Annotated in this window: 22 protein-coding genes and 3 pseudogenes; 7 read left to right on the forward strand and 18 right to left on the reverse strand. The window is 42.8% G+C overall.

Going from position 1 to position 25,268, the window contains the following annotated elements; genetic code table 11:
- The 13 genes and pseudogenes from ACED53_RS18805 to ACED53_RS18865 all read right to left on the reverse strand — a co-directional run.
- Nucleotides 1–564 (reverse strand): DDE-type integrase/transposase/recombinase (locus ACED53_RS18805; RefSeq protein ID WP_371715288.1); only part of this gene is annotated, 564 nt, incomplete at its 3' end.
- A gap of 26 nt (nucleotides 565–590) precedes the next feature.
- Nucleotides 591–1,091: a transposase gene (locus ACED53_RS18810; RefSeq protein ID WP_065680084.1), complete on the reverse strand. Its 501-nt coding sequence runs from the start codon at nucleotides 1,089–1,091 to the stop codon at nucleotides 591–593.
- Nucleotides 1,092–1,154: 63 nt separating this feature from the next.
- A pseudogene (locus ACED53_RS18815) lies at nucleotides 1,155–1,354 on the reverse strand (IS66 family transposase); the annotation flags it as partial.
- Between the two features lie 54 nt (nucleotides 1,355–1,408).
- A pseudogene (locus tag ACED53_RS18820) lies at nucleotides 1,409–2,316 on the reverse strand (IS5 family transposase).
- 122 nt (nucleotides 2,317–2,438) lie between these two features.
- Complete coding sequence (locus ACED53_RS18825) at nucleotides 2,439–3,263, reverse strand: hypothetical protein (RefSeq protein WP_017100069.1); 825 nt, start codon at nucleotides 3,261–3,263, stop codon at nucleotides 2,439–2,441.
- Between the two features lie 359 nt (nucleotides 3,264–3,622).
- Nucleotides 3,623–4,266, reverse strand: a pseudogene (locus ACED53_RS18830) (IS5 family transposase).
- Between the two features lie 398 nt (nucleotides 4,267–4,664).
- Complete coding sequence (locus tag ACED53_RS18835; protein WP_102580064.1) at nucleotides 4,665–6,818, reverse strand: polysaccharide biosynthesis tyrosine autokinase; 2,154 nt, start codon at nucleotides 6,816–6,818, stop codon at nucleotides 4,665–4,667.
- Nucleotides 6,819–6,957: 139 nt separating this feature from the next.
- A complete protein-coding gene (locus ACED53_RS18840) occupies nucleotides 6,958–7,398 on the reverse strand; it encodes a low molecular weight protein-tyrosine-phosphatase (protein ID WP_017100169.1) in 441 nt (146 codons plus the stop codon).
- Nucleotides 7,399–7,535: 137 nt separating this feature from the next.
- On the reverse strand, nucleotides 7,536–8,672 hold the full coding sequence (locus ACED53_RS18845; protein ID WP_017100170.1) for a polysaccharide export protein: 1,137 nt from the start codon (nucleotides 8,670–8,672) through the stop codon (nucleotides 7,536–7,538).
- A gap of 456 nt (nucleotides 8,673–9,128) precedes the next feature.
- Nucleotides 9,129–11,396 (reverse strand): YjbH domain-containing protein, encoded by a 2,268-nt coding sequence (locus ACED53_RS18850; protein ID WP_017100171.1) that lies wholly within the window; start codon nucleotides 11,394–11,396, stop codon nucleotides 9,129–9,131.
- Nucleotides 11,396–12,286, reverse strand: a complete 891-nt coding sequence (locus ACED53_RS18855) for a capsule biosynthesis GfcC family protein (RefSeq protein ID WP_017100172.1) — start codon at nucleotides 12,284–12,286, stop codon at nucleotides 11,396–11,398. The genes ACED53_RS18850 and ACED53_RS18855 overlap by 1 nt, the downstream gene beginning before the upstream one ends.
- Before the next feature lie 21 nt (nucleotides 12,287–12,307).
- A complete protein-coding gene (locus ACED53_RS18860; RefSeq protein WP_017100173.1) occupies nucleotides 12,308–13,012 on the reverse strand; it encodes a YjbF family lipoprotein in 705 nt (234 codons plus the stop codon).
- A 120-nt stretch (nucleotides 13,013–13,132) separates the two neighbouring features.
- Entirely contained in the window at nucleotides 13,133–13,384 is a 252-nt protein-coding gene (locus tag ACED53_RS18865) for a hypothetical protein (RefSeq protein ID WP_371715289.1), read from the reverse strand.
- Nucleotides 13,385–13,643: 259 nt separating this feature from the next.
- Here ACED53_RS18865 and ACED53_RS18870 point away from each other — a divergent pair, with 259 nt between their 5' ends.
- The 5 genes from ACED53_RS18870 to ACED53_RS18890 all read left to right on the forward strand — a co-directional run bounded on the left by ACED53_RS18870 (nucleotide 13,644) and on the right by ACED53_RS18890 (nucleotide 18,171).
- The gene (locus ACED53_RS18870) at nucleotides 13,644–14,078 is read left to right on the forward strand and encodes a rhodanese-like domain-containing protein (protein WP_102580063.1); all 435 of its coding nucleotides are present in this window, start codon (nucleotides 13,644–13,646) and stop codon (nucleotides 14,076–14,078) included.
- 99 nt (nucleotides 14,079–14,177) lie between these two features.
- Complete coding sequence (gene secB, locus ACED53_RS18875; protein ID WP_102580062.1) at nucleotides 14,178–14,645, forward strand: protein-export chaperone SecB; 468 nt, start codon at nucleotides 14,178–14,180, stop codon at nucleotides 14,643–14,645.
- 177 nt (nucleotides 14,646–14,822) lie between these two features.
- Nucleotides 14,823–15,860 carry an NAD(P)H-dependent glycerol-3-phosphate dehydrogenase gene (gpsA, locus tag ACED53_RS18880; RefSeq protein WP_102580061.1) on the forward strand — a complete coding sequence of 346 codons (1,038 nt, stop codon included), beginning with the start codon at nucleotides 14,823–14,825 and terminating at the stop codon, nucleotides 15,858–15,860.
- A gap of 264 nt (nucleotides 15,861–16,124) precedes the next feature.
- The gene (cysE, locus tag ACED53_RS18885; RefSeq protein WP_009847961.1) at nucleotides 16,125–16,946 is read left to right on the forward strand and encodes a serine O-acetyltransferase; all 822 of its coding nucleotides are present in this window, start codon (nucleotides 16,125–16,127) and stop codon (nucleotides 16,944–16,946) included.
- Nucleotides 16,947–17,019: 73 nt separating this feature from the next.
- On the forward strand, nucleotides 17,020–18,171 hold the full coding sequence (locus ACED53_RS18890; RefSeq protein WP_277948685.1) for a murein hydrolase activator EnvC: 1,152 nt from the start codon (nucleotides 17,020–17,022) through the stop codon (nucleotides 18,169–18,171).
- A 315-nt stretch (nucleotides 18,172–18,486) separates the two neighbouring features.
- Here the strand turns inward: ACED53_RS18890 and ACED53_RS18895 are convergent, their stop codons facing one another.
- From ACED53_RS18895 to rfbB, 5 genes are all read right to left on the reverse strand, one after another.
- The gene (locus ACED53_RS18895; protein ID WP_012603056.1) at nucleotides 18,487–19,125 is read right to left on the reverse strand and encodes a TetR/AcrR family transcriptional regulator; all 639 of its coding nucleotides are present in this window, start codon (nucleotides 19,123–19,125) and stop codon (nucleotides 18,487–18,489) included.
- 107 nt (nucleotides 19,126–19,232) lie between these two features.
- Nucleotides 19,233–20,357, reverse strand: coding sequence for a DegT/DnrJ/EryC1/StrS aminotransferase family protein (locus ACED53_RS18900; RefSeq protein WP_017100178.1), 1,125 nt, complete (start codon nucleotides 20,355–20,357; stop codon nucleotides 19,233–19,235).
- Between the two features lie 17 nt (nucleotides 20,358–20,374).
- Nucleotides 20,375–20,920 carry a dTDP-4-dehydrorhamnose 3,5-epimerase gene (rfbC, locus tag ACED53_RS18905; RefSeq protein WP_017100179.1) on the reverse strand — a complete coding sequence of 182 codons (546 nt, stop codon included), beginning with the start codon at nucleotides 20,918–20,920 and terminating at the stop codon, nucleotides 20,375–20,377.
- On the reverse strand, nucleotides 20,907–21,782 hold the full coding sequence (gene rfbA, locus ACED53_RS18910; protein ID WP_017100180.1) for a glucose-1-phosphate thymidylyltransferase RfbA: 876 nt from the start codon (nucleotides 21,780–21,782) through the stop codon (nucleotides 20,907–20,909). The genes rfbC and rfbA overlap by 14 nt, the downstream gene beginning before the upstream one ends.
- A complete protein-coding gene (gene rfbB / locus ACED53_RS18915; protein WP_017100181.1) occupies nucleotides 21,782–22,876 on the reverse strand; it encodes a dTDP-glucose 4,6-dehydratase in 1,095 nt (364 codons plus the stop codon). The genes rfbA and rfbB overlap by 1 nt, the downstream gene beginning before the upstream one ends.
- Nucleotides 22,877–23,235: 359 nt before the next feature.
- Here rfbB and rfaD point away from each other — a divergent pair, with 359 nt between their 5' ends.
- On the forward strand, nucleotides 23,236–24,177 hold the full coding sequence (gene rfaD, locus ACED53_RS18920) for an ADP-glyceromanno-heptose 6-epimerase (protein ID WP_029225398.1): 942 nt from the start codon (nucleotides 23,236–23,238) through the stop codon (nucleotides 24,175–24,177).
- 74 nt (nucleotides 24,178–24,251) lie between these two features.
- The gene (gene lpxM / locus ACED53_RS18925) at nucleotides 24,252–25,205 is read left to right on the forward strand and encodes a lauroyl-Kdo(2)-lipid IV(A) myristoyltransferase (RefSeq protein ID WP_017100183.1); all 954 of its coding nucleotides are present in this window, start codon (nucleotides 24,252–24,254) and stop codon (nucleotides 25,203–25,205) included.
- Nucleotides 25,206–25,268: the final 63 nt, after the last annotated feature.

Below are 25,268 nucleotides of genomic sequence, written 5' to 3' on the forward strand. Positions count from 1 at the left end.
TTGCTCTCGCATCAACGTTCGTTGCAGAAGTTGTGACGCCAGCTCACCGCATTCACGCTCATACACTTCATAACCAACGATTTTTCGACTGTAGATGTCCTCGATGACATACAGGTAATAGTGTTGGCCTCGAATTTTTGAAGGTAAGTAAGTGATATCCCATGTATAGACTTGGTTCGAATCTGTCGCTGTGTAACTTGATGGCTTCGCTTGCTTCTGCCTACTTCTTTGACGACCTCGTCTGTGGAGTTGTCCCTGTGCACTCAGCACCCGATAGTAACTCGATTCAGAGGCGATATACTCACCTCGGTCAAGCAGTGTCGGGACGATTTGAGTCGGAGGTAAGCTTGCGAACTCAGAGCGGTTACACACCTCGATAATCGCATCACGCTCTTGCTGAGAGAGCTTGTTAGCAGGCTCTGGCCTGATGCATATCGGCCTTTTGTCAGCTTGAACTTCACCTTGCTGATACCAGCGACGATACGTTCTCAAGTCAATTTGAACTTCATGGCAAGCTGGCTCTAAACGGCATCCGCATTGCTTCGCTTCAAGGATAAGAGTCACTATGGTCTGCCTTTCATCGGTTGAGGTTAGTCGTCCTCTGGCTCTTCCCCGTAAAAGGCTCTCAGCTTTTTTCTTAGTACCAAGAGGGCGGCCGTTTCAGCGAGTGCTTTTTCTTTGAGTCGTAAATCTTTCTTCAACTCTTTGATTTCAAGTTTGTCAGCTTTAGCCTGCTTCTTTGCTTCAGCTTCCTGCTCTTTACTCGACTTAAACCCTTGCATACATTCGCTGCGCCAACTTTGGATTTGTTCAGGGAAAAGACCTTTTTCACGACAATATTGGCTGAGTTCACTTTCGGTCATCGAGTAAGACTCGGCAACAATGGCGAGTTTAGTTTGAGCAGACCACTGCTCTGATGAAGTGTTGCTATTTGGCACGGCGGCTCCTGAACGTCTGAGTTGCTGGCGCCAATGATACAGGGTCGCAGTGCTAATTCCTTCCTCTTCCGACACTTCTTTAACTGACATCGAATAGGGAGGCAACAGCTTCTTCAATATAGCTTCTTTTCTTTCTACTGAGATACGAGACACAATTACTCTTTATCGCCCAAACTGGTTAAATTTTAACAGTGACAACTATCCTGCCAGAGGGGGCTGTTCTTTGAGAAGTGATTGGATTTTTCGAACGCTGAGATGATATTGTCCCGCAAGCACGCCAATATAACTTAATAGATTAGGGCCGATGATACCTTGTGAGACATTGTCAGGTTTTGAGCTTTTACTGTTTCTTTGCAGTGGCGACATTGACCAGCAAATAAACGGTATTCAGTGATGTAGACCGTAGGTTTCGGAATGGCGTTGTTGATCAAATCAACTTGAAGGTCAACGACGCCATATGCGACTCATCGTTAGCTTCGAACAGGCATGCCTAGTCCTATGACTTTGTTTATAGCTTTGACATTCGCCATGATTTCACCCACTTGAGCGTTATAACATCTCAAGCTCAATTTACCGCTGGTTAGTCCTTTATATCGAGACATTGCGGTCTCAGATATTGAGCGATAGTGATAACCAAACTCGGATTTCCACTCCGCTATTGTTCCGTTTTCCAGAGCCTCTACAGCTTCATTTCTGGGATATCCATCCTCCCAAAACACTGCATTATTTCGAGGTGGTATCAATGGAGTACAACCGTTATTTTTCAGAGTATTGTGGCAACTTTTTGTGTCATATGCTCCATCGGCAGATACGACATCGATCTTTCTACGTAAAGGGTTGAGTAACGTTGGCAGCACTTCGCTATCACCAACATTTACCAGGCTGACCTCGACACTAATGACTTCATGGGTATCTACATCAACGGCTAAGTGCAACTTGCGCCAAGTTCTACGTTTTTCGGCACCATGTTTCTTCACCTTCCACTCCCCCTCGCCAAAGACTTTGAGACCAGTCGAGTCAATGGCTATAGACGAATAGCCCCTTTAGATTTATTACGGTATTTGACCTGGACTGTCTTCGAGCGTTTACTGATACAGGTGTAGTCTGGGGACGTCAGCGGAACATCCAATAACTCAAAGATAGAGTCGATAAAACCTTGAAGGGCACGCAATGGTAGTGAGAATATTCCTTTAATCATCAAGGCAGTTTCAATCGCTGTATCAGAGTACTGAAAGCCTCTACCACGCTTACCATGATGAGTTTTGCATCGCCATGCATCAACGGCTGTATCATCTATCCAGAACGTAACCGACGCCCGTTTGCACAAAGCCTTATTGTACTCCGCCCAGTTAGTTATCTTCTTTTCCGCCTTACCCATGTTGTCACCGCTCTAACCATCATAAAGGTTCAGATCGCAGGACTCGAAAAAGGTTCAACTGATTTAGGCAACAACGCCGCTTGATATTGGAGAGTGTCGCACTTCGCTGTTGAATTCAGTGGTTATTTATTAATATACTCTTTGAAAAGATTAGATACAGTGATAGGCTTAATATCGTTTTCTTTTATGAAGCGGTCTAATAAACCTACAACTTTTTTTAAATCACGACGTCCTATCCAACGTTCATAAAAACTATCTTTATCTGTAATATTTCTTATGAAATTCCGTCTACTTTTATATCCTTCATATCCAAAGTGAGTATAACCAACTATGATATTATTTTCTTCTGATAAACCTTTCTTTATTTTATTAAAATGATACATCCTAGTTCTATTTAAATAAGTTATGCCTTCTTTTACTTCAAATACATTTTCAAATGAAAATGGCTTCTCTGCATCATCTCTTAAGTGATCATGAGTCCATACCACATCGAAGACATCTTTAACGATATCCTCTACATAATATTCGCTATTTTCCTCCCTACCTAAATGGCTTAAATTTTCTTTTTTTACCATACTTATAGGGTGTGATTTTTTATGCCCTCCATGTTCGAAGTAAACTTTAGGGTAATCGCCAAAAACATTTTTATATACATCCAAACCCTTTTGGAATTCCACACGGTTATCGCTAACTTGAGAGTATCCATGAAAAGCAATTTCGTGCCCTAAGTCTCTGGCTTTCAACATTAAGTTTCTATATTCTTTATTTTCTAAAGAGTCAGTTTCACTAGCATTACAATGTTCAGAAAGTTTTGAATCGTCCTGACCAATAGTAGAAAAAACAGCAGTTGTAATAAAAATATCTCTCTTAGATAACTCCGTAATTATTTTATCATATGGTTCTGTCATACCGTGGTCTGGATCATTTGTTAAAGCAAAATATTTCATCGTATTATCCTTGAGTAAATTACCATCTTCTAAAGAAGGTGGCTTAATGTGAGCCCCCTAAAAGGGACTTTTGTTTAGTCCAGCGCGAATTGTTGCAGCTCCACTCACTCTTCTTTCTCTTGGTGCCTGCCGTTATTGATCAAATCAGCTTGAAGATCAACGACGCTATATATGACTAGCCATTAGCTTCTAACAGGCATACCTAATCTTATGATTTTGTTCATTGCTTTGACATTTGCCAGTGTCTCTCCAACTTGAGCGTTATAACATCTCAAGCTCAATTTGCCGCTTGTTAGTCCTTTATATCGGGACATTACCGTCTCAGATATTGAGCGATAGTGATAACCAGACTCGACCTTCTAATACACTATAATCCCATTTCTCAGAGCTGTTACTGCTTCGCTTCTGGGGTGGCCGTCTTCCCAAAGTGCTGCATTTTTTCGAGGCGGCATCAACGGCGTACAGCCTTTGTTTCTCAGAGTCTCGTGGCAACTTTTTGTGTCATATGCTCCATCGGCAGATACGGCAGTGACCTTTCTGCGCAGTGGGTTAGCAACGTCGATAGCACTTCACTATCACCTACATTTACAAGGCTGACTTCTGCACTAATAGCTTCGTGAGTATCCACATCTACAGCTAAATGCAGTTTGCGCCATGTTCTGCGTTTTTCTACACCATGCTTTTTCACTTTCCATTCACCCTCACCAAAGACTTTGAGGCCAGTCGAATCAATGGATATATGGCAAATAGCCCCTCTAGACTTATTGCGATATTTGACCTGAACCGTCTTCGAGCGTTTACTAATGCAGATGTAGTCCGGGGAGGTCAGCGGAACATCCAATAGCTCAAAGATGGAGTCGATAAAGCCTTAAAGAGCACGTAATGGCAGAGAGAAGATCCCCTTAATCATTAAGGCAGTTTCAATCGCTGTATCAGAGTATTGGAAGCCTCTCCCCCGCTTGCCATGATGGGTTCGCCATGCATCAATGACTGAATCGTCTATCCAGAACGTAACTGAACCACGATTGCAAAGAGCTTTGTTGTACTCCGCCTAGTTAGTTATCTTCTTTTTTGCTTTACCCATATCACCACCGTTCTAACCATCATAAAGGATCAGAGCGCAGGACTTGAAAAAGGTTCAACTCATTTAGGCAACAACGCCTTGATGTTTGACTTACATAACATCGAATGATTTCTACGCTATCGACATCTCCCAAATACATCGAAAGCTTGATTGTATCTACTATGTTATTTGTCCTCTTTGACTTCGCTAAAAATCAAGGGAACATTTAACATGAGTAGAACTACAGGCAAAGCCCAATTGAGCCTCCTCTGCATGCACGGGGTACTTACTGTTACAACTCCATGCGGAGTTGGCCTGAATCCAGAGTCTATCGACTACTACGAATATGTGTAACTGTAGTAACCATACGAGCTTGATGCTTTCTTTTCCATAGCATTGAAGATGACACCTTTCACTTCAATACCAGATTGTTCGAAACGGTTACGAGCAACATCAATTTCTTTAATAGTATTTAGACCAAAACGAGCCACCATTAATGTGGTACCAGCAAAAGCGCCAACAATACTAGGGTCAGTTACCGCAAGAACCGGAGGAGTATCTATAATCACTAAATCATACTCTTTTGAAGCCCACTCCATTAATTCTGAAAAGCGTGGATGCATTAATAATTCAGATGGATTGGGCGGCACCTGACCGCGAGTAATCACATCTAAATTAGCTACGGCCGCTGTTTTAGTAAACTGGGAGAATTCCTGTTTACTACTTAACAGATCCGAAAGACCGTTATCCCACTTAAAACCAAAACTTTGTTGTAAGTAACCTTTACGCATATCTGCGTCAATCAGCAGCACTTTTTGACCTGTTTTTGCTGCTACAGCTGCGAAGTTGGTTGAGATAAATGACTTACCGATACCCGGAGCAGGGCCTGATATCATCAGAATGTTATTCTTTGCTTCTAACATCGCAAAGTGCAAACTGGTACGCAGGCCACGTAGTGCCTCGATGGACAGATCGGCAGGGTTAGATTCGGCAAGCAGTGCCTGCGTTCCCTTAGTTTTCTGTTTCTTCAATTTAAAGCGATTGGTTAGCTCTACTTGTAAATCTGATTTTGGTACGGCAGCATACACGGGAAGTCCAATTTGTTCAATTTGGTCCGGGCTTTCAACACCGCGATGGAACGCTGCTTTCACGAACACTAATGCAACACTTAGCATCCCACCCAGTAGCGTTGCTAATGCAACAATCAGCGGCTTCTTAGGTTTTACAGCGTGAGCATACACTTGAGCGTCATCTAAGATACGAACGTTACCGACCGTACCAGCTTTAATGATGCTTAGCTCTTGAACCTTGTTTAAAAGCTGGATGTAAATTTGTTGGTTTACTTCAACATCACGTGTCATACGTAGTACTTCGCGTTGTGTTCTGGGTAACTTTTGTACTTGCTTATTTAAGCGCTCTTTCTCACTCAACAGCGTTTTGCGCTTATCAAGTAGAGCTTTGTATGCTGGGTGATCCTTGGTAAATCGCTGGCTGATTTCACTCTCTTTAAACGTCAGTTCATTCAACTGTGCTTCAAGCTCAACCATTACCTTCAAGGTTGATTGTGCCTCTAAACCCAAGTCGATCGATTCGTTTTCTTGGCGGTAATTATTCAGTACGTCTTCATAACCGGTTAGCTCAGATTTAATGCCCGGAAGATGACTTTCCAAGAAAGATAAGCTCTTCTCTGCTTCCGCTGAATTGCGTTTTACATTTTGCAAGAAGTAGATCTGGCTAATATGATTAAGGATTTCAGAAATCTGCTGTTTATTTTCGCCTTCAAAGCTTAGCTTCAAAATACCACTTTGCTTACCTTGCTCAGACAGAGTCAAAGAAGATTTCAACCATCCGATCGCTTCCAATCGGCTACGCTTGCCAATTAAGAATTCAAAATCGTTCTGTGACTCGAAACCTGCCACAAACAAGCTGTAATCATCAGTGGTTGCTAGCTCACCCACTCTACCTTGCAAAATAATGCGCTCATCGTCACGTACCAATTGGTAAGTTCCTTGCTCGGCATCGAGAATTTTAATCGTGTGTGCGTAGCTGTTCATATAGCTTGGTAAAGTAAAACGGCTAACCACAATATGGTTGATGTCGCCGGTTAAGCGAGCAAATCCCTTACCGACTATTGGCACATAGTTCGGAGAGAGCACAGTAGTAAGATTGAATTTATCAACCGTTTCACCCAAAATCATGCGAGATTTAATGATCTCAACTTCTGTAGTAGCAGAAGATTCCTGAGAAAATAGTTCTCCCATATCTCCGACCATCGAAGAAATGCCGCCAGAGCTCTTCTCTTCAATTTGAATCAGGGCATCCGCTTTATATATCGGCGTTGAAAACAGGGCAATCGCAATACCAAACACAGCAAAAGCGAATGTGGTCAGCATAATTATCCATTTAGCGTCCAGCAGAATGCCAAGCAGTTTTCCTAAATCTATCTCATCAGAGTTATCTGTGTGTGATTGCTGAGATGGTTGTGTTGTCATCAGATTGCTACTTCCTAAATTATTGCTATTTAAGAGACGATATATACGCTCCGCGTATTGCTCTTTTATATGATTCTGTTGGTGACTTAGGCACACTGACGTTTAGAGCATGACATTATAAAAAGCTGTATATTTAAACCTACAGTTTTTCCGCCCAAGCATGCGCTGCTTCATCAATCAGTCTATAAGCGTATTCAAACGCCTCACGACTTTGACGGTAAGGATCTGGAATATCTTGTTGTCCAATCCACTGACCAAACAACATAGCTTTGCCGCGTGCCTCTGGCGATATTTGAGTGAGCGCTTCTAAGTGGCCCTTCTCCATCACCAATATCAAATCATACTGAGCACAAAGCTGTGGTGTAACTTGCTGAGACTGATGATTTTCAACATCGACACCATTTTCAGCGGCAATTAAAATCGCTGTGTCGTCTGCAGGCTTACCAATTAAACGGCTTTTTTCAGCAGCGATGCCAGCAGAAGCTACCTCTTTGTTCGGTAGCAATTTTTGAAGAACGCGCTCTCCCGTAGGGGAACGACAAATGTTACCCACGCAGACCACTAAAATTTTATTAAACATAACTGACTTCTAACTGTAATGGGCTTATAAGCTGAACGTACTTATAAACCGAATGCACTTCATATACCAAATGTACTTCTAAACATAAAAAATCAGGCCACACATGAAGTGCGACCTGATTGCTGTTCTATCTTAGCCTAAGGCCAATTACGAACACGTAACGCACCTTCGGTTAAATTATTAAATCCGTTGATGGTTGGAAGCAACTGCCCCACAACACGGTTCCAACGGCTGATTGGCGCAGCGGTAACATAAACAATGTCATAAGGTTTTAAATCAAACTCGGTGCCAATCACCAATGCTGATGCATCTTCTATATTGAGTTGATAGATATCCGCCATGCGTTCTGATTTATCATCCGAAGTTCGAATTACAAACACGCCGGTTGCATCAGCTGTTAGTTCATTTATTCCACCAACATTACTGAGCGCTTCCGTCAAGCTCATTCCTACGCGATCAATCTTTAATAACTTAGGCTCTTTAACTTCACCCATCACGAACACTTTCTGCTTATCATTACGCGGCACGTGAACAATGTCACCGGCTTGCAGTAAGCGGTTTTGAGTTAGGTCACCACGTTGCATCAAACCATAAAGCGAAAGGTTTTCTTCTACCCCATTGCGGGTTAATGAAACATTACGCCAATCAGCATCTTCAGACAAACCGCCAGAACGGTTCACGGCATCCAATAATGTTAATGGGATATTAGTGATTGCCTGCTGGCCAGGTTTAGACACTTCGCCAGTAATGTAGGTTTTCTTAGAGCGAAAAGCAGCAACATTGACATCAACTTGCGGGCTTTCAATGTATTTCGCCAAACGCGCCGCTATATCAGAACGAATTTCACGAACCGTTTTTCCTGCAACTTCTACCGTACCAATGTAAGGGTAGAATATTGTGCCGTCAGCATGAACCCAGTTACCTGCTTCTGTACTACTACGGTAAGAGCCCGCTGGAATCGTCAGCTCTGGATGGTCCCAAATGGTGATATTCAAGATATCACCGACACCCACTTGGTATTCATATTTTGCGATATCAACATCTAATGTCGGGTTAGCTTGTGAAACCGACAGTGTACCCGTTTGGTAAGTTGATACTAACAGGGCAGTCAGCGGATAAACATTAACCACTTCAGAAATATCAGACTCTTGCTGTTCCTCAGAAGGCTGAATCACATTCTTACCACCGGTAGACAGGTGAGTCCCTGGAGTTGCACACCCTGCTAATAATGCAGGAAGAAGCCCTAATAGGAGTCGATTTTTATTAATCTTCATGTTGACCAATTCATAGAAACGAAATGTGGGCGATATCCCAAAAGATATCCTAAAATATTTAGCTATCTTAGCTCTAACACAGTGCTCTAGGTATTAAAGCAAGAGGGTTGATAACTGATAGTCCATCGCCCTTGCACCAAGGTTCTGGAAAGCTACCGCCCCTTGATATTCCGCGCAATCACACTGCGTGAGTTAATTCACCCTAACTAGATGGTATAAATCAGTGTTGAGGTTTTGTAGAGTTTCCGCAAAAGCACTAACTTTCATATGCTTACCTTACTGCTCGTGCATTATCCATTATTCGCAATTATTATCAACCTCATTAACTGGGTTTAAAGTAAAACTATAGAGCCGAGATCACATAAGATTAAGTATCAAACAAACACCTGACTCCTCGAATATCGAAGGTTAAGGTGTATGCAGTCTCGTCACCCTATAATTCCCCTGTCACTCTATTTATTTCACACTACTTGGCCTTTGGAACCAAGGAGAGCGAGCATCGGTTTGATCGAACAAGTTATACTGCTTGTTCAATACTTGCCCGCCATCACGAGTGATAGGTAACCAGGTAAAGCCTGCGCGACTTGAACTTGGCTTCACAGTGACTAAATCAAACGGAATCGACACATAAAAGCCTTTGGTATAGCTGCCTTCACCGTATTCTTCGGTAGTCATGTCTGTTAGGCTGACAAACGCGCCGGCAATCACACCGCTCTTGAACTGCTTAGAGAAGTCGACCCGAGTACCAATATCACCGGCAAGAAATTTACCGACGCCAACTTTGAGTAAAGTATCGTTCAAGAAATCCCATTGTGGGGTGTAGTAACCGGTGATGAAGCCAGTCGTGCCTTTATCGATTACTTTGTACGTTCGGTTGCTATCACCAGGGTTGACTTGGATCTCTTGATCAAACGTGCCAAACCAGCTTTCTGGATCGCGCTGGCTTATTGCTGTCATCTCTGCGCCAATCGCCCAGTTTTGGTTGAATGGACGATAAAGGATTTCGCCACCTACACCCGCGAACATGCTCTCTAGGTAACCGCCGTAGGCTTGGGTGTAGACACCGCTGCCATAGTCTTCAAACCACGTCAGTTGTAAACGGTCTAAACGAACCGGGTCATCAACATAAGATCGGAACAAAGTTCTTACTCTTGGCGTTTGGTCAGTGCCGTCTGATGGGATTTCGTAATTAAACTTGTCGTAGTTATCAATTAAGTTAACGTAAAGAGAGCCCGACAATTCAACATTGTTTAACGCCCAGAAAGAAGCATTGGTGTATAAGCCCAAACTGTACAAGTAGAAGTTTTCAGCCGAACCGAACGATTGAGCTAGATTTGGTGAAATCGACACATCGAATCGTTCACGCCCATCGTGATAAATAACGGATTTCTTACGCTCTAGTTCGTGAGTGTTTGTTGCGTCACTGATTTGAGCATTAAGGTAACGGTTGTTAGCCGCCGCTTTGAACACTTGGGCATCCACAGTTGTCTCGGTGAGTTCCAGTGACTTATCGTTTTCGATAATTTTATAGGTATCGATGTAATTCGGCACCGCATTTGCGATCACGGTCGCACCGCGTTCAAGGGCGATATCTCTGTCTCGGTATTTAACCTGAGTGCCCTTTACTACAATGCTGTTATCGTCGACCAAGATTTGCGCTTGTTCATAGCCCGCGACGGTTTCAAGCTCTTCTGCAAGGGCCGCCATATCAATATCGTCAACCGTCTCGACACCACTTGGGCGCAATTCTGCTGTTTCGGTATCTCGCCACACCGAATACATTTCATTGAAGTTGGTAGAGAGAGCGAAACCAAGGGTTAAAGTATCACCTCGCTCATAGCTCACTTTCGCTGAGCCCCATTCAGTGAAACGGTAGACCGCGCCCACGTTCCATGACGTGTGTTGTGTCATGTCGACACCACCACGTACTACTGGGAAGTCTTGAGAATAATCATTGCCATCGTATTCAAGCTTCAAGGTCAGAGGCTTATAAGGGGTTTGATATTCAAAACCACCATAAATCGCCGCATCGCCTTTAAACCAACGTTCAAAATCGACACTGCCACCATTACCTTTGGTGTCTGATGGACGTTCACAATATTTGTCACTGGCTTTGCACAATGGGTTAGTGAAGTTACCACTGGTGCCCATGTATCCCCAAGCCATGCCCAAGGTAAAATCAACAGGGCCAAAGCGTTTGGTGGCCGCAACAAATTCGCCATCAAATAAACCGGTACCACCAAAATCACGCATACCGACCGATACTTCCGGCAAGTAGTACCCTTCTTCGATTAAACGCAGTTTAAAGTCGATGCCTTTATCGGTGTATTTAGTACAACCACTGAATGAGTTTTGAGAGCAATCTTGGTCCGCGCCTCCGCTATAGAGCAGATCTTGTACTTGTGTGTAACGAATGGTGGTTTCAAGCCAAGGCATCACCTGTAGGCTGACGTTATAAAAATGGTATTCATTGTTAAACGAGGCACTAAAGTTAAACTCGCCTTCTGGTGCCATTCGGCCTGTCGGCATTTGCATTAAGCCAACACCGCCAAAGTTCATTTGCGACGTTCTATATTTGGTATCGTCGAATGATGATTTATCAGCTCGAATCGAAGACGAATCAATGGCAGTCTCTGCGTTAACCGACACACTACCAGTCATTAATAAAGCGCAGGTAACCGATGTGCACACTGCTGATAGAGGGAATGATTTCTGTTTCAGCATTACAGGCCAACCTTATGACGTAGCAAATCGACAATATCTTGGTTCAACGTTGAGTATTCCGATGGCAAAGAGTAAAACGCCATAAATACGACAGCACCGGGCACTAAATAAACCGGCTGTTCATTCCAGTACGCATATTGAATGGTTTGTACCACGCCATCTGGCTGAACAACATACACCACGCTTTTATCTGCGGATTCACCAATAAAGCCGTTCGGTAATGCATAGAGGTAATCGTTCAGCGTTCCATGTTCAATCAAATTCAATCTTACAGAATCTTTCATTACACCCATCACCTGAATGGACGTTGATCGTTGCGGTAAGTACAGGGAAAATACTTGAGTTTGACTGTTCGGCGCTTTTGTTATGGCAGCAGATGACTTGTTAGTATTAGAACTTGAAACAAGCAACGGGTTCTTATCTGATTGAGATATAACGGCATTGAGATCTAACTCAATAAAAACTCGATTGAGATATTGGAAAGAAGCTAATTGTTGCTTTACCAGTTTTGCTTCTGGCTCTTCTACTGCCAAAGCTTCAAGCTGGTTAAACACATTGCGCTTTTGGGCTTCGATAGCTTCAGTATTGGCTTTATCAAACAGTTGAGCTGAAAGGGGAAAGTAACCAATACTGCTGTTAGCATTCGCGTCGTCTAACACCTGAAGTAGTCGAACGTCAGCTTTATACTCAAGCGTTACACCTTGCAGGGGAAGCTCAACCGTTGTCTTAACCGAAGGCGTAACAACGTTAGATGCCGCAGAAGCGTAGCTAACAGTGCACAGAGAGAACAGCGCGCTCAAAGCTAACAAGTTTCTCATCATTAACAGAGCTCTCACTACTGGCAACCGACGTCCCGTCATTTTTGATGCGTGACCAATATAATTCATCATTCTAGTTCATTACCCTGTTCGTTAATTGCTTTGATAATGCTTAAGGACGGTTAACTCAAGCCTTGTCATATCAGGGCCTAAATACTGTATGGTTTTGACCACTTTGCCTTTGCTGTCGACCCAATACTCGTTGGTGATCTCTTGCTCTAACATTGGGAAGTTAATTTTTTCTTGGAACTTCTTGGTACTGATAGACACCAACGGTGTTTCGACCGTTTCATTCCCCGTATACGTTCGGGTGATATTTGCTTTATAGCCGAATCGATAGTTAGGTTGCCAGTCGTACACCGCTTGCCACTGTTGAGCGCCGGGGTTAGCTGACAAATCAAACACAGAAGAAGAATCTGGCGACGAGCTGTTTGCAGACGAGAATGCACTCAACGGTTGGAATGCTAAACCAGAAAGGTTTTCGTAAGGAAGCAATAGCGTTTGTACAATACGTCCATTTTCAGTAACGATCATCGCTTTGTCAGAAGACATCCACTTTAACTGTTCTGCACCCGTTTGCGGATTTTCACCGACGTAGGCCAAAACCATGAAAATTTTGCCTTGGTCATTCACTTCCGCATAAATACTGGAATAAGGTAATGTTTGAATGTATTCCTTTGATAGCTCAACATCAGAGCTTCCAAAAAAGGCTTCATCAAAAGTGGAGTTAACATCTTGAAACTGCTGAGAACAACCCGCAAGAAAAAGACCAAGAGATATGATTAGAGGTTTAAGCATGGCGAATTCTGCTTCCTAGCAATCTGGTTGCTGCTGTCCAATATGGAAAATTAATCAATTAGATATAAAAAAACCACTTTATGCTTTCACATAAAATGGTTTTAAACACCTACTCAAAAATTATCGAGTAGTTGTTGTAGTTGTTGCGCCGCTTTCATTAGAAGCAACCGCTACTGCTGCTGCTGCTGCTGCTACTGCTGCTGTCGCTACTGCAACTGTTGTTGCTGTGCCTGCTGCAACTGCAGATGCACCAGCACCAGCTGCCGCACCACTAGTACCAGCACCAGCGCCCGCTGCTGCAGTTTCTGTTGCTGCAAAAGCACCACCTGAGAAGCTAACTGCTAATGCAGCTGCTAGAGCCATCTTTTTCATAATGATTTCCAATAATATAAACGTTTATAATAGAGACTAATTACATAGACCCTACCAGCCACTCAGCTTAAGTAACTGTTTGTACATCATAATTAATAACTTCAATCAAGTAAATGGATAAATCATAAGCAATAAGTATACATCCCCCTTAATACATCAACTCACATACAACAATATGCTTCCTCTGTATTCTCCCCCCCTTTATAGCTATACTCCTACCCTATAATTTTTCGCCCAATAACGAATAAGAGTTCAAGATATGCAAGAGTTAGTTCCATTTGTTCAAGAGAATATGATTTTAGCCATCGTATGGATCGGCTTGGTTGTTGCCATCACTGCGAACGTTATCAAGACATCAAACGCAGCTTACAAAGAGATCACGGCAGCGCAAACCACACACATGATTAACCGTGAAAACGGTGTTGTGGTTGATATTCGTACTAAGGATGAGTTCAAAAAGGGCCATATTACTGACGCAGTTCACATTTTGCCGTCAGATATCAAAGCAAATAGCTTTGGTAGCCTTGAAAGCCACAAAGCCGACCCAATCATCGTAGTATGTAAGACAGGTCAAACAGCCCAAGAAAGCGCTAACCTACTGGTTAAAGCTGGTTTCGAAAACGTAAGCGTGCTGAAAAGCGGCTTAGTTGCTTGGAGCGAAGCTAACCTACCTTTGGTGAAAGGTAGAAAGTAGTTAAAGGTAAGCTGACCTAACTAAACGAATATGACTTTAAGGTTTTGTTCAACAGAGATGGCGAACGAAACCTAATTATAAATTTTTAAGGACAAGAAAATGGCTGAAACAGCACAACAAGACGCACAACAGAACTTCGCAATCCAACGTATCTTCCTAAAAGACGTATCTTTCGAAGCGCCAAACTCTCCAGACATGTTTCAAAAAGAGTGGAACCCAGATGTAAAACTGGACCTAGACACTCAAAGTCGTGAACTTGGCGAAGGCGTGTACGAAGTAATCCTACGTCTAACGGTTACGGTTAAAAACGCAGAAGACACTGCATTCCTTTGTGAAGTTCAACAAGGCGGCATCTTCTCTGCAAGCGAAATGGAAGCTGGCCAATTAGCTCATTGCCTAGGTGCATTCTGCCCGAACATCCTGTTCCCATACGCTCGTGAAACAATTTCTAGCCTAGTGGTTAAAGGTACGTTCCCACAACTGAACCTAGCGCCAGTTAACTTTGATGCTTTGTTTATGAACTACCTACAAAACCAAGCTCAACAAGCTGAAGGCGAACAAGCTTAAGTCTCAAACTAGAGCTTAACTCTAACGATTCAAGCGCTAGTTAGCTTTTAAATGCACATCGCAACTTCTGCGATGTGCATTTTTTCTTTACACTGTACTAAAATTGAAAGCTCCTCTGATTTTAGTGGATAGCTTTTCCAAGACTCTCGATTTCCCTCATTATTTTTAGGTGGAAGCATGACAGAAACAACTGACTCGACAAACGCTTACGGCAAAGAGATCGCCATGGCAGTAATTGGCGCAGGTTCTTACGGAACATCTCTAGCTATCTCTCTAGCGCGTAACGGTGCAAACGTTGTTCTGTGGGGGCATGATCCTGTTCACATGGCTCGTCTCGAATCCGAGCGCGCAAATAATGAATTTCTACCAAATATCGACTTCCCAGAAAGCCTAATCATCGAGTCTGACCTTGAAAAGGCGGTAACAGCGAGTCGAGATCTTCTTGTTGTCGTTCCTAGCCACGTGTTTGGTATCGTTTTAAATAGCCTTAAACCTCACTTAACAGATTGTTCTCGTATCTGCTGGGCAACAAAAGGCTTGGAGCCAGAAACTGGTCGCCTGCTAAAAGATGTCGCTCACGATGTGCTTGGTGATGGGTACTCGTTAGCAGTTCTATCAGGACCTACCTTCGCCAAAGAGCTAGCGATGGGTATGCCAACGGCAATCTCTGTGGCTTCCCCTGATCCAGAATTCCTTGAACAACTTCAAGAAAAAATTCACTGTGGCAAAACGTTCCGTGTGTACGCAAATTCAGATTTTATTGGCATGCAACTTGGTGGTGCAGTGAAAAATGTCATCGCCATTGGTGCTGGCATGTCAGATGGTATTGGTTTTGGTGCCAATGCACGTACTGCACTTATCACTCGCGGTCTAGCTGAGATGAGTCGACTAGGCGCAGCTCTTGGTGCGCAACCAGAAACCTTCATGGGCATGGCTGGATTGGGTGACCTAGTGCTAACCTGTACTGATAACCAATCACGTAACCGTCGCTTTGGTTTGGCACTTGGCGCAGGTAAAGATGTAGATACAGCACAAGAAGAAATTGGCCAAGTAGTGGAAGGTTATCGCAACACCAAAGAAGTTTGGTTACTATCAGAACGTATGGGCGTTGAAATGCCCATTGTTGAACAGATTTATCAAGTGTTGTATCAAGGGAAAGATGCACACCTAGCAGCACAAGATCTGCTTGCTAGAGACAAAAAGTCAGAAAGATAGTAAGAGCAGATACGAAATTAGAGTAAGCGAGATACGAAGAGAGTTAGAGGTACGGGGAATCAAGATGCGAATAGCATAAAGTAAATGACCCGAACAAAGCTCTCCAACTCGCTCGTTCCTCACTCTTGAAGATGACGTTAATATAATGCTCGTCATATTGAAGAATGAAGTATCTGGAATCTCATTTACGCTAATTGGCTTTTCTAAGCTCTTCGTATCTATCATCTCGCTACGCGTATCTGATTTAAAAGAATGGATGGAAAAATGAAACACTGTGAACAGCAAAAAGTTTGGCAATGCATAGTGAAGGAAGCTCGACAGCAGTCTGAGCAAGAACCTATGCTTGCGAGTTTTTATCATGCCACGATCATCAACCATGAAAGTTTAGGCGCAGCCCTTAGCTACATCCTAGCAAACAAGCTAAAGACGGCTTCAATGCCAGCAATGGCAGTACGTGAAGTGGTTGAACAAGCATTTAAGCAGGATCAATCTATTATCGATGCGGCAGCTTGTGATATCTGCGCGACGGTAAATCGAGATCCTGCGGTCGAGATGTACTCGATGCCTCTACTTTATCTGAAAGGCTACCACGCTCTGCAAGGTTACCGAGTAGCTAACTGGTTGTGGAAACAAGGGCGTATCGCACTTGCTACTTACCTACAAAACCAAATTTCAGTTGCTTGCCAAGTTGATATTCACCCAGCGGCTCGGATCGGTAAAGCTATCATGCTCGACCACGCGACAGGCATTGTGATTGGTGAAACCGCTGTCGTTGAAAATGATGTATCTATCCTTCAAGACGTTACCCTTGGGGGTACTGGTAAAGAAGGCGGCGACCGTCACCCCAAAATCCGCGAAGGCGTAATGATTGGGGCCGGTGCTAAAATACTCGGCAACATTGAAGTAGGTGAAGGCGCGAAGATTGGTTCATGCTCTGTTGTACTACAAGCCGTACCTCCTCATACAACAGTCGCAGGCGTTCCTGCAAAAATTGTCGGAAAACCGAAAACAGATAAACCATCTTTAGATATGGACCAAGGCTTCAATGGTCGCTCGCAAAATTTCATTCATGGTGATGGAATATAAGAGCTGATTCTAGGTTCGATGAAACGAGATACGAAAGACTTAAGAGCAGATGCTGAAAACTAATAAGAGCAACATGACGATAATGATGAAACCAGTCCAAGTAATTAGCACTGTTCTTTTGATATCTGCCAGCCTTTGCGCTGTTCTTTTTTCTGCATCGCCACTTGCCGCATCGAAAGGGGAGCTGAAAGGTGTGTCGAGTGAGATATCTCGTCAACAAAAAACACTATCCTCACAACAGAAGAAGCTCGACAATTTACAAGCAAACCTCAAGCAACAAGAGCTCTCTATCTCCTTGCTTGAAAAAGCCATTAAAACAAGTAAAAAACAACTCAATACCGCCAATGCTAATGTTGCTAGCTTAGATAATAAGATTAAAGCGCTTACAGCACAGAAAAAAGCCCATACCGACAAGTTAGAGCAGCTGATTCAGACTTACTACATGACCAGCAGAGCCAAAGCCTCTTCTCACATCTTAAATACTGGCGTTGAAGAGGACCGCATTAGTCACTATTACCAACACCTCGCCAAAGCGCGATCTGCAACAATCAAAACGATCGAACAAACTCAACTTGAGTTAGAAGAAAGCCATAGGCGACGCCAACTTGAGCAAGAACAGATAGCGACCCTGTTAAGACAACAAACCACCAAACGCGATACGTTAGCCAAAACTCAAACACAGCGTAAGAAAACCGTCGGCAGTATTAAGAAAAATATCTCTGGCGACAAAAATTACTTAGCCGAACTTCAACGTAATGAAACTCGCCTAAAAGCCGAAATAGCGAAAGCAGAAAAAGCCGCTAGAGAGAGACGCAATGCTATTCCTATGGATGGTTTGGCCAAACGTAAAGGTAAACTGCCTTGGCCAATCAAAGATAAAGTTCTGCATAACTACGGCTCACGCCAAACTGGCCAAGTAAATTGGAAAGGCATGGTGATCAAAGCGAAATACGGTCAGCAGGTTAAATCCGTTTATTCCGGAACTGTGGTATTCGCCGAGTATTTGCGTGGTTATGGTTTAGTGGTACTGTTGGACCACGGTAAAGGTGACATGACGCTCTATGGCTTTAACCAAGCGCTTTTAAAGAAAGAAGGTGACAAGGTTAAAGCTGGGGAGGCTATTGCGCTTGCAGGAGACACTGGTGGTCAAACCCGCCCATCGCTGTATTTTGAAATTCGCAGAAACAGCCAAGCTCAAAACCCGAAAAGATGGTTGGTTAGATAAGAACAGATTCAGTATTCGAGTAACCTAGATGTATGAGGTGAAGAGTGGGCTCTAAGAAAAGAAACATATACCCCCTCAGCCCGGGAACCATCACTTATAAAACTTCGTCATTCCAGAATTGAGGGACGAAATATCTGGAATCTCTATCTCACATTGCCGTGAGTCATCTTTCGAGCCCTGACATAAAAAGATTCCCTATCACGCTCGTTCCTCGCTGTAGGGAATGACGTCACGATTTATATCCCACCACTCGAATCTGCGCTTTCCCGCTCTCGTTACCCGAATCCCACTTACCGCTTACCCACATCTTCACTTTTATTTGCTGTTCAGCGCTCTTACACCATCTTCTAACAATGTCAGTTGCTCAAAGCCTTGAGTCGTTGCAATCGGTTTAACGGTTGCGATCATCTGCAGCATTCCTTGGTGCACAACTTGCTCCGTAATTTGAGATTTTGGAGACATCGCCGACTGATACGCCAACCAACCCGATGCGATCAAGTGAAGAGATGTGACCATCGACTTCATTTCTGCATCTGTTGCTTTTAGCAAATTCAACTCAACAAAGGCTCTCATAATATCCACAAGATTCGTTTGCAGCTTTTCTTGAACGGCCATGTAATCAAGGTGCAGTTTTTCATCACGTGACAATATTTCAGGCAGGTTCGCATAGAAGAATCGATACTTCCACATCAGCGTGAAGATGGAATCTAAGTAGCTTTTTAATAGCGTCAGGCTTTCTTGCTGCCCTTGAATCGGAGTAAATCTTTCAAGTAACTCTGTAGAGTAGAGAGTAAAGATATCACGTACAATTTCTTGTTTGTTGCGGAAGTGGTAGTAGAGGTTTCCAGGGCTGATTTCGATGTGCTCAGCAATATGATTGGTCGTAATACTACGCTCGCCGTGCTCATTAAAAAGCTCTAGAGCTGCGTAAACAATCTTGTCACGTGTTTTCATTAGTATTAGTATCCCTATCCGTTTAGTGGTTCAGTATATCGCCACTAAACAGATAGATCGACCTGTTCACATCTGGTCGAATTAGCTATAGCTACATGGCAGACAGTTTATTTACTGTACTTTTTCACCATACTTACTACATTTACTACATCATGCCTTGTTATGCCCATATGCATTGGCAATGAAATGATTTCATTACTTGCTATCAAAGCTTTTGGGCAACGACCAGATTTTTCATACATTTTATACTCTGAATTATCTGTATAATGCACACCTGGATAGATATCATTTTCATTTAGCTTGATTAGTAACTCATCTCGATTTGAAACTCGAATTTGAAGTAAATGCGTTGATGATTCACACCCTTGAGCAATCGGAACTATTTTCACATTCTCACATTCAGATAACTCTTCACGATACCACTTAGCTAACTGTCGGCGATAAGAATTATCATTATCTAAGTACTTAAGTGCAACTAAAGCCATGCCGGCCATAATTGAATTACCGTGATATTTGAAGCCTAAATCTTCAACATCATATTTCCACTTATAAGCACCTTGTGCTGCTGTACGCGCGTAAGTATCTTTATTAATACCCAACCAAGTTAGTTTACGTGCTAACGCATCATATTCTGGGTTCTGGAAACAAATCATTCCAGAGTCAGCTGTAGGCATATTTTTTACAGCTTGATAACTAAACACGGTGACATCAGCATTATAACCTACGTGCTTTCCATCAAACCTTGACCCGGCCATGTGCGCCGCATCTAATACTAGAGCCAACCCACGCTCTTTACACAGCTTTGCCACCGCTTCAAGTTGACCTGTATTTCCGCCAAGCCCCACAAAAACAACAGCTTTAGTCTTATCCGTTATCTTTTCTTCAATACTCTGAGGGTCTAAGCATAAGTACTCATCAACATCAGCAAAAATAGGCTCTAGACCAGCGTACTTAATAGCGTGGTTAGTAGAGACAAATGTTAAAGATGCAGATATAACTTCATCGCCATCACTCCAATTATGCGCACGCTTCAAAACTTCAAATGCGAGGTGAAGGCCCGCTGTAGCTGAACTCAAAAAGTGAGCATGAGGTAGACTGGTATACTTTTTCCATTCATCCTCAATTTCAACAGTTTTAAAGCCCATTCCTGTCCAGCCTTTTTCTAGGCACTCTCTTACATGCTCTAGACACTCATCAACACGAAACTTTGGAACAAATAATTGCGTTGTCATCTTATAAAACCTTATTTTTAGAAATGCTCTGCATCTTTAAGTAGCAGCCCATTCTTGTCTTTATCTGAAACGATCAAACTTTCTTCATCTAATTGCCAATCAATCTTTAATTCTGGGTCATTCCAGGCAATAGAACGCTCACTTTGTGGGGAGTAATAATCGGTTGTTTTATACAAAAACTCGACTTCATCTGTCAACGTCAGAAAACCATGAGCGAAGCCCTCGGGGATCCATAATTGCTTCTTATTTTCCTGACTCAGCTCAAACGATTGCCATTGTTTATAGGTTGGAGAGTCAGCTCGTAGATCGACCACGACATCTAAAACTTTTCCACGGACAACTCGAACAAGTTTGCCTTGCGGGTGCTGTATTTGATAATGCAGACCTCGAAGCACAGCCCTGCCTGATTTAGAGTGGTTATCTTGAACAAATTTAACGCTTCGGCCAATTAATTTTTCAAAGTTTGAATGATTAAAGCTTTCCATAAAAAAGCCTCTCTCATCTTCAAAAACTTTAGGTTCAATTATCAAAATATCTTTTAATTTTGTCTTAGTTGCTTTCACTGCTCACTAGCCTCTCTAGGTACTGTCCATACTCATTTTTCATCATTGGTTTAGCAAGCATTAACATTTGCTCATCAGTTAACCAACCATTACGCCAAGCTATCTCTTCTAAACAAGCAACCTTTAGCCCTTGTACATTTTCAATAGTTTGAACAAAAGATGAAGCCTCATGAAGACTTTCATGTGTACCAGTGTCTAACCAGGCAAAACCACGTCCTAATAGCTCCACATTCAACGAGCCATCATTTAGATACATTTCATTGAGAGTGGTAATTTCTAACTCACCTCGAAGAGACGGCTTCACTTGTTTTGCCATTTCTACAACTCGATTATCGTAGAAATACAAACCAGTTACCGCATAGTTAGATTTTGGTATTTCAGGCTTTTCTTCAATCGAAACGGCTTTCATTTTTGCGTCAAATTCAACGACGCCAAAACGCTCAGGGTCTTTGACTTGATAACCAAAAACAGTAGCACCAGACTCTTTTGAAGCGGCATTTTGTAGCGTTCGAGAAAAAGACTGTCCATAAAAGATATTATCTCCCAACACCAAACAAACACTATCATCACCAATAAACTCTTCACCAATGATAAAAGCTTGCGCTAAACCATCCGGACTTGGTTGAATTGCATATTCAAGGTTGATGCCAAAATCTGAGCCATCACCAAGTAGGCGTTGGAAACCAGCGTTATCTTCAGGTGTCGTAATAATCAAAATATCTTTGATACCAGCAAGCATTAACGTCGAAATTGGGTAAAAAACCATCGGCTTATCGTAAATGGGCAAAAGCTGTTTTGATACGCCGCGGGTGAGTGGATATAAACGCGTGCCTGAGCCTCCAGCAAGAACAATCCCTTTCATTACTTATCAACCTTACCACTTACAACTAAATCTGAAGAAACACCTAAGCGCTCACCAGCGTAAGAGCCATCTAATACGCGTGACCACCATTGTTTATTCTCTAAGTACCACTCAACTGTTTTACGAATACCTGATTCGAAAGTTTCTTCTGGCTTCCAACCCAATTCACGTTCAACCTTTGACGCATCGATTGCATAACGTACATCATGCCCAGGTCTATCAGTGACATAAGTAATTAAGTCAAGGTAGTTACTCACACCTTCTGGCTTATTTGGCACCAACTCTTCAAGTAATGAGCAGATCGTTTTTACAACATCAATGTTTGCTTTTTCGTTATGACCACCAATGTTGTAGGTTTCACCTACCTCACCTTCAGTAACCACCTTATACAACGCTCGTGCATGATCTTCGACAAACAACCAATCACGGATTTGCATACCATTGCCATAAACAGGCAAAGGCTTCCCATCAAGGGCATTCAAGATCATCAATGGAATTAGTTTTTCAGGAAAATGGTAAGGCCCGTAGTTATTTGAGCAATTAGTGACGACGGTTGGTAAACCATAAGTGCGTAGCCAAGCTCGGACGAGGTGATCAGAAGAAGCTTTCGATGCGGAGTATGGGCTTGATGGTTCATACGACGTTGTCTCGGTAAACAAGTCATCCGTACCTTCTAAATCGCCATAGACTTCGTCAGTGGAGATATGGTGGAAACGAAATTCTGCTTTTGCATCCCCTTCAAGTCTATTCCAATATTCGCGTGTCGCTTCTAGCAAGGTATATGTACCAACAATATTAGTTTCGATAAATGCAGCAGGGCCATCAATCGAACGGTCAACATGAGATTCAGCAGCCAAGTGCATTACTGCATCAGGCTTATACTGTTCAAAAATACGGTCTAGCTCAGTACGATTACAAATATCCACCGCTTCAAATACATAGCGTTCGTGCTCTCCCACATCAACAAGAGACTCTAAGTTACCCGCATAAGTCAACTTATCAACATTCACGACGCTGCTAGATGTATTATTTATAATGTGACGAATGACTGCTGAACCGATGAAGCCAGCGCCGCCTGTAACTAATATCTTCATAAGATTTCTAAAACCCTAAAATTCAAAGGAAAAGTTCTTCTAATTTTGCAAATCTATTTATTACTGTTCGAAGGATAGTTCGATACGTTAATACCAACTCAAATGCTCAAAAACTAAAATAGTTCAAAATCAATTACGGCCAAACAACGCTCATGTCGCGCGCAAGCCGGCCTTCAAACAAAAGTCGAAGGCGTAGAATCTTTCATACTAAGACCGATAAGATCGCATTTTTAGTAGGTAATAATGACTAGATTAACACAATCATATCACACTAGAATTAAAGAATTATTCCGCTAGCTCGCTTCGTTTGTTCCTTGCTATACTCGTGTGAGTTTGTATTCAAAAAAGTAGGAAGAAATATGATTATCGTAACTGGTGGTGCAGGCATGATTGGCAGCAATATTGTTAAGTCGCTCAATGAAGCTGGCCACAACGATATTCTAGTTGTCGACAACTTAAAAGATGGCAAAAAATTTAAGAACCTGGTTGACCTAGATATCACCGATTACATGGATCGTGATGACTTTCTAACTCAAGTTATGGCTGGTGATGATTTCGGTCATATTGAGGCTATTTTCCATGAAGGAGCATGCTCTGCGACCACTGAGTGGGATGGCAAATACATGATGCTAAACAACTACGAATATTCGAAAGAGTTACTGCATTACTGTATCGAGCGCGAGATCCCATTCTTGTACGCATCTTCTGCTGCCACTTATGGTGAAACCGATACCTTTATCGAAGAGCCACAATACGAAGGCGCATTGAACGTATACGGCTATTCAAAGCAGCAGTTTGATAACTATGTGCGTCGCCTAACCGCAGATGCAGCCGCGCACAACGAAACGCTTTCTCAAATCACTGGTTTTCGATACTTCAATGTCTACGGTCCACGTGAACAGCACAAAGGCAGCATGGCCTCTGTCGCATTCCACCTGAACAATCAAATGAACGCCGGTGAAAACCCGAAATTATTCGCAGGAAGCGAAACCTTCAAGCGTGATTTTGTGTATGTCGGTGATGTTGCGGCTGTAAACCTGTGGTTCTTAAAAAATGGCGTATCAGGTATCTTCAACCTAGGTACAGGTAATGCCGAATCATTTGAAGAAGTCGCAAAAGCGGTGATTAAACATCACGGTAAGGGAGAGATTGAAACCATCCCATTCCCTGAACATTTGAAAGGCGCTTACCAAGAGTTTACTCAAGCTGATTTAACTAAGTTACGCAATGCCGGTTGCGATGTTCAATTTAAATCGGTTGCTGAAGGCGTCAGCGAGTACATGCAGTCAGTTAATCGCTAGATTACAACACCCGAAAACAAGCTAACGATATACTGTTAGCTTGTTCAATCTATATCGCCAGTTAAAGGTTTACAGTGACAACTCAACGCGACGACTACGATCCTAAAGCATATAACCCTCAATTCATCAGTGCGTTTTTATCACCCAAACACTGGGGAACTTGGCTCGGGCTATGCCTATGCCTGCCCATTTCTTTGCTGCCAAACTCGATACGAGTAACCATAGCGAAGTTCGTAGCCACACAAATGGCGAAGAAGCAGCGCGGCTCGGTACAAAAAGCACGTATTAACCTTGCGCTTTGCTTCCCAGAAAAGTCTGCTCAGGAGCGTGAAGTAATTCTAACCCAGTGCCTAACAACTGCTGGCGCCTTTTTACTTGGTTTTCCTGCCATATCATTACGCAGTAAACGTTGGCTTGAAAAACACTCAGAAATCATTGGATTAGAACACTTACAACAGCTACAAAAAGACAATCAAAGTGCTATTTTGCTAGTGCCTCACTCTTGGTGCATCGACATTCCGGCGATCCTTTTAGCTTCAAGAGGCTTACCCGTTTCTGCGATGGCAAATAGCCAGAAAAACCTTCTGACCGATTGGCTCATGCACAAGCAAAGAGTTCAGTATGGCGGACGAGTTTATGATCGCAGTGGCGGCATTAAGCCTTTTATCAAATCAGTCAAAGATGGCTACTTGGGATATTACCTGCCAGATCAAGACCATGGCCCAGAGCAAAGTGTATTCTCAGACTTCTTTGCGACTGAAAAAGCAACCTTGCCCGGACTTGGAAAACTAGCAAAAGTAAGCCGAGCGAAGATCGTTCCAACCTTTGCCAGCTATAATATTGAGACGGGTAAATATGAAATTGAAATCAAAGCACCCATTGAGCTATCCGGCGATGAACATCAAGACGCTAGGGCAATGAATGAAGTCGTTGAAGGTTTTGTTAATCCGAAACCTGAGCAGTACATGTGGATTTTAAAGTTGTTAAAAACACGCAGGAACGGACAAGACCCATATGTGGGTTATTAACCTACATATGCGGTGTTTTTCAAGGTAGTTGTCATCATTTGCTTGCTTATTAAGCAGCTTCTC

Source organism: Vibrio sp. 1F169 (assembly GCF_041439605.1).
Lineage (GTDB): Bacteria > Pseudomonadota > Gammaproteobacteria > Enterobacterales > Vibrionaceae > Vibrio > Vibrio tasmaniensis_A.

Coding starts and splice junctions, on each gene's coding strand:
- ACED53_RS18845 (WP_017100170.1), bottom strand. CDS start 8,672: ATGAAGATTAATAAAAATCGACTCCTATTAGGGCTTCTTCCTGCATTA.
- ACED53_RS18895 (WP_012603056.1), bottom strand. CDS start 19,125: ATGAAAACACGTGACAAGATTGTTTACGCAGCTCTAGAGCTTTTTAAT.
- ACED53_RS18865 (WP_371715289.1), bottom strand. CDS start 13,384: ATGAAAAAGATGGCTCTAGCAGCTGCATTAGCAGTTAGCTTCTCAGGT.
- secB (WP_102580062.1), top strand. CDS start 14,178: ATGGCTGAAACAGCACAACAAGACGCACAACAGAACTTCGCAATCCAA.
- ACED53_RS18855 (WP_017100172.1), bottom strand. CDS start 12,286: ATGATGAATTATATTGGTCACGCATCAAAAATGACGGGACGTCGGTTG.
- ACED53_RS18825 (WP_017100069.1), bottom strand. CDS start 3,263: ATGAAATATTTTGCTTTAACAAATGATCCAGACCACGGTATGACAGAA.
- ACED53_RS18870 (WP_102580063.1), top strand. CDS start 13,644: ATGCAAGAGTTAGTTCCATTTGTTCAAGAGAATATGATTTTAGCCATC.
- cysE (WP_009847961.1), top strand. CDS start 16,125: ATGAAACACTGTGAACAGCAAAAAGTTTGGCAATGCATAGTGAAGGAA.
- ACED53_RS18900 (WP_017100178.1), bottom strand. CDS start 20,357: ATGACAACGCAATTATTTGTTCCAAAGTTTCGTGTTGATGAGTGTCTA.
- ACED53_RS18850 (WP_017100171.1), bottom strand. CDS start 11,396: ATGCTGAAACAGAAATCATTCCCTCTATCAGCAGTGTGCACATCGGTT.
- ACED53_RS18890 (WP_277948685.1), top strand. CDS start 17,020: ATGACGATAATGATGAAACCAGTCCAAGTAATTAGCACTGTTCTTTTG.
- ACED53_RS18835 (WP_102580064.1), bottom strand. CDS start 6,818: ATGACAACACAACCATCTCAGCAATCACACACAGATAACTCTGATGAG.
- rfaD (WP_029225398.1), top strand. CDS start 23,236: ATGATTATCGTAACTGGTGGTGCAGGCATGATTGGCAGCAATATTGTT.
- gpsA (WP_102580061.1), top strand. CDS start 14,823: ATGACAGAAACAACTGACTCGACAAACGCTTACGGCAAAGAGATCGCC.
- ACED53_RS18860 (WP_017100173.1), bottom strand. CDS start 13,012: ATGCTTAAACCTCTAATCATATCTCTTGGTCTTTTTCTTGCGGGTTGT.
- rfbB (WP_017100181.1), bottom strand. CDS start 22,876: ATGAAGATATTAGTTACAGGCGGCGCTGGCTTCATCGGTTCAGCAGTC.
- ACED53_RS18840 (WP_017100169.1), bottom strand. CDS start 7,398: ATGTTTAATAAAATTTTAGTGGTCTGCGTGGGTAACATTTGTCGTTCC.
- rfbA (WP_017100180.1), bottom strand. CDS start 21,782: ATGAAAGGGATTGTTCTTGCTGGAGGCTCAGGCACGCGTTTATATCCA.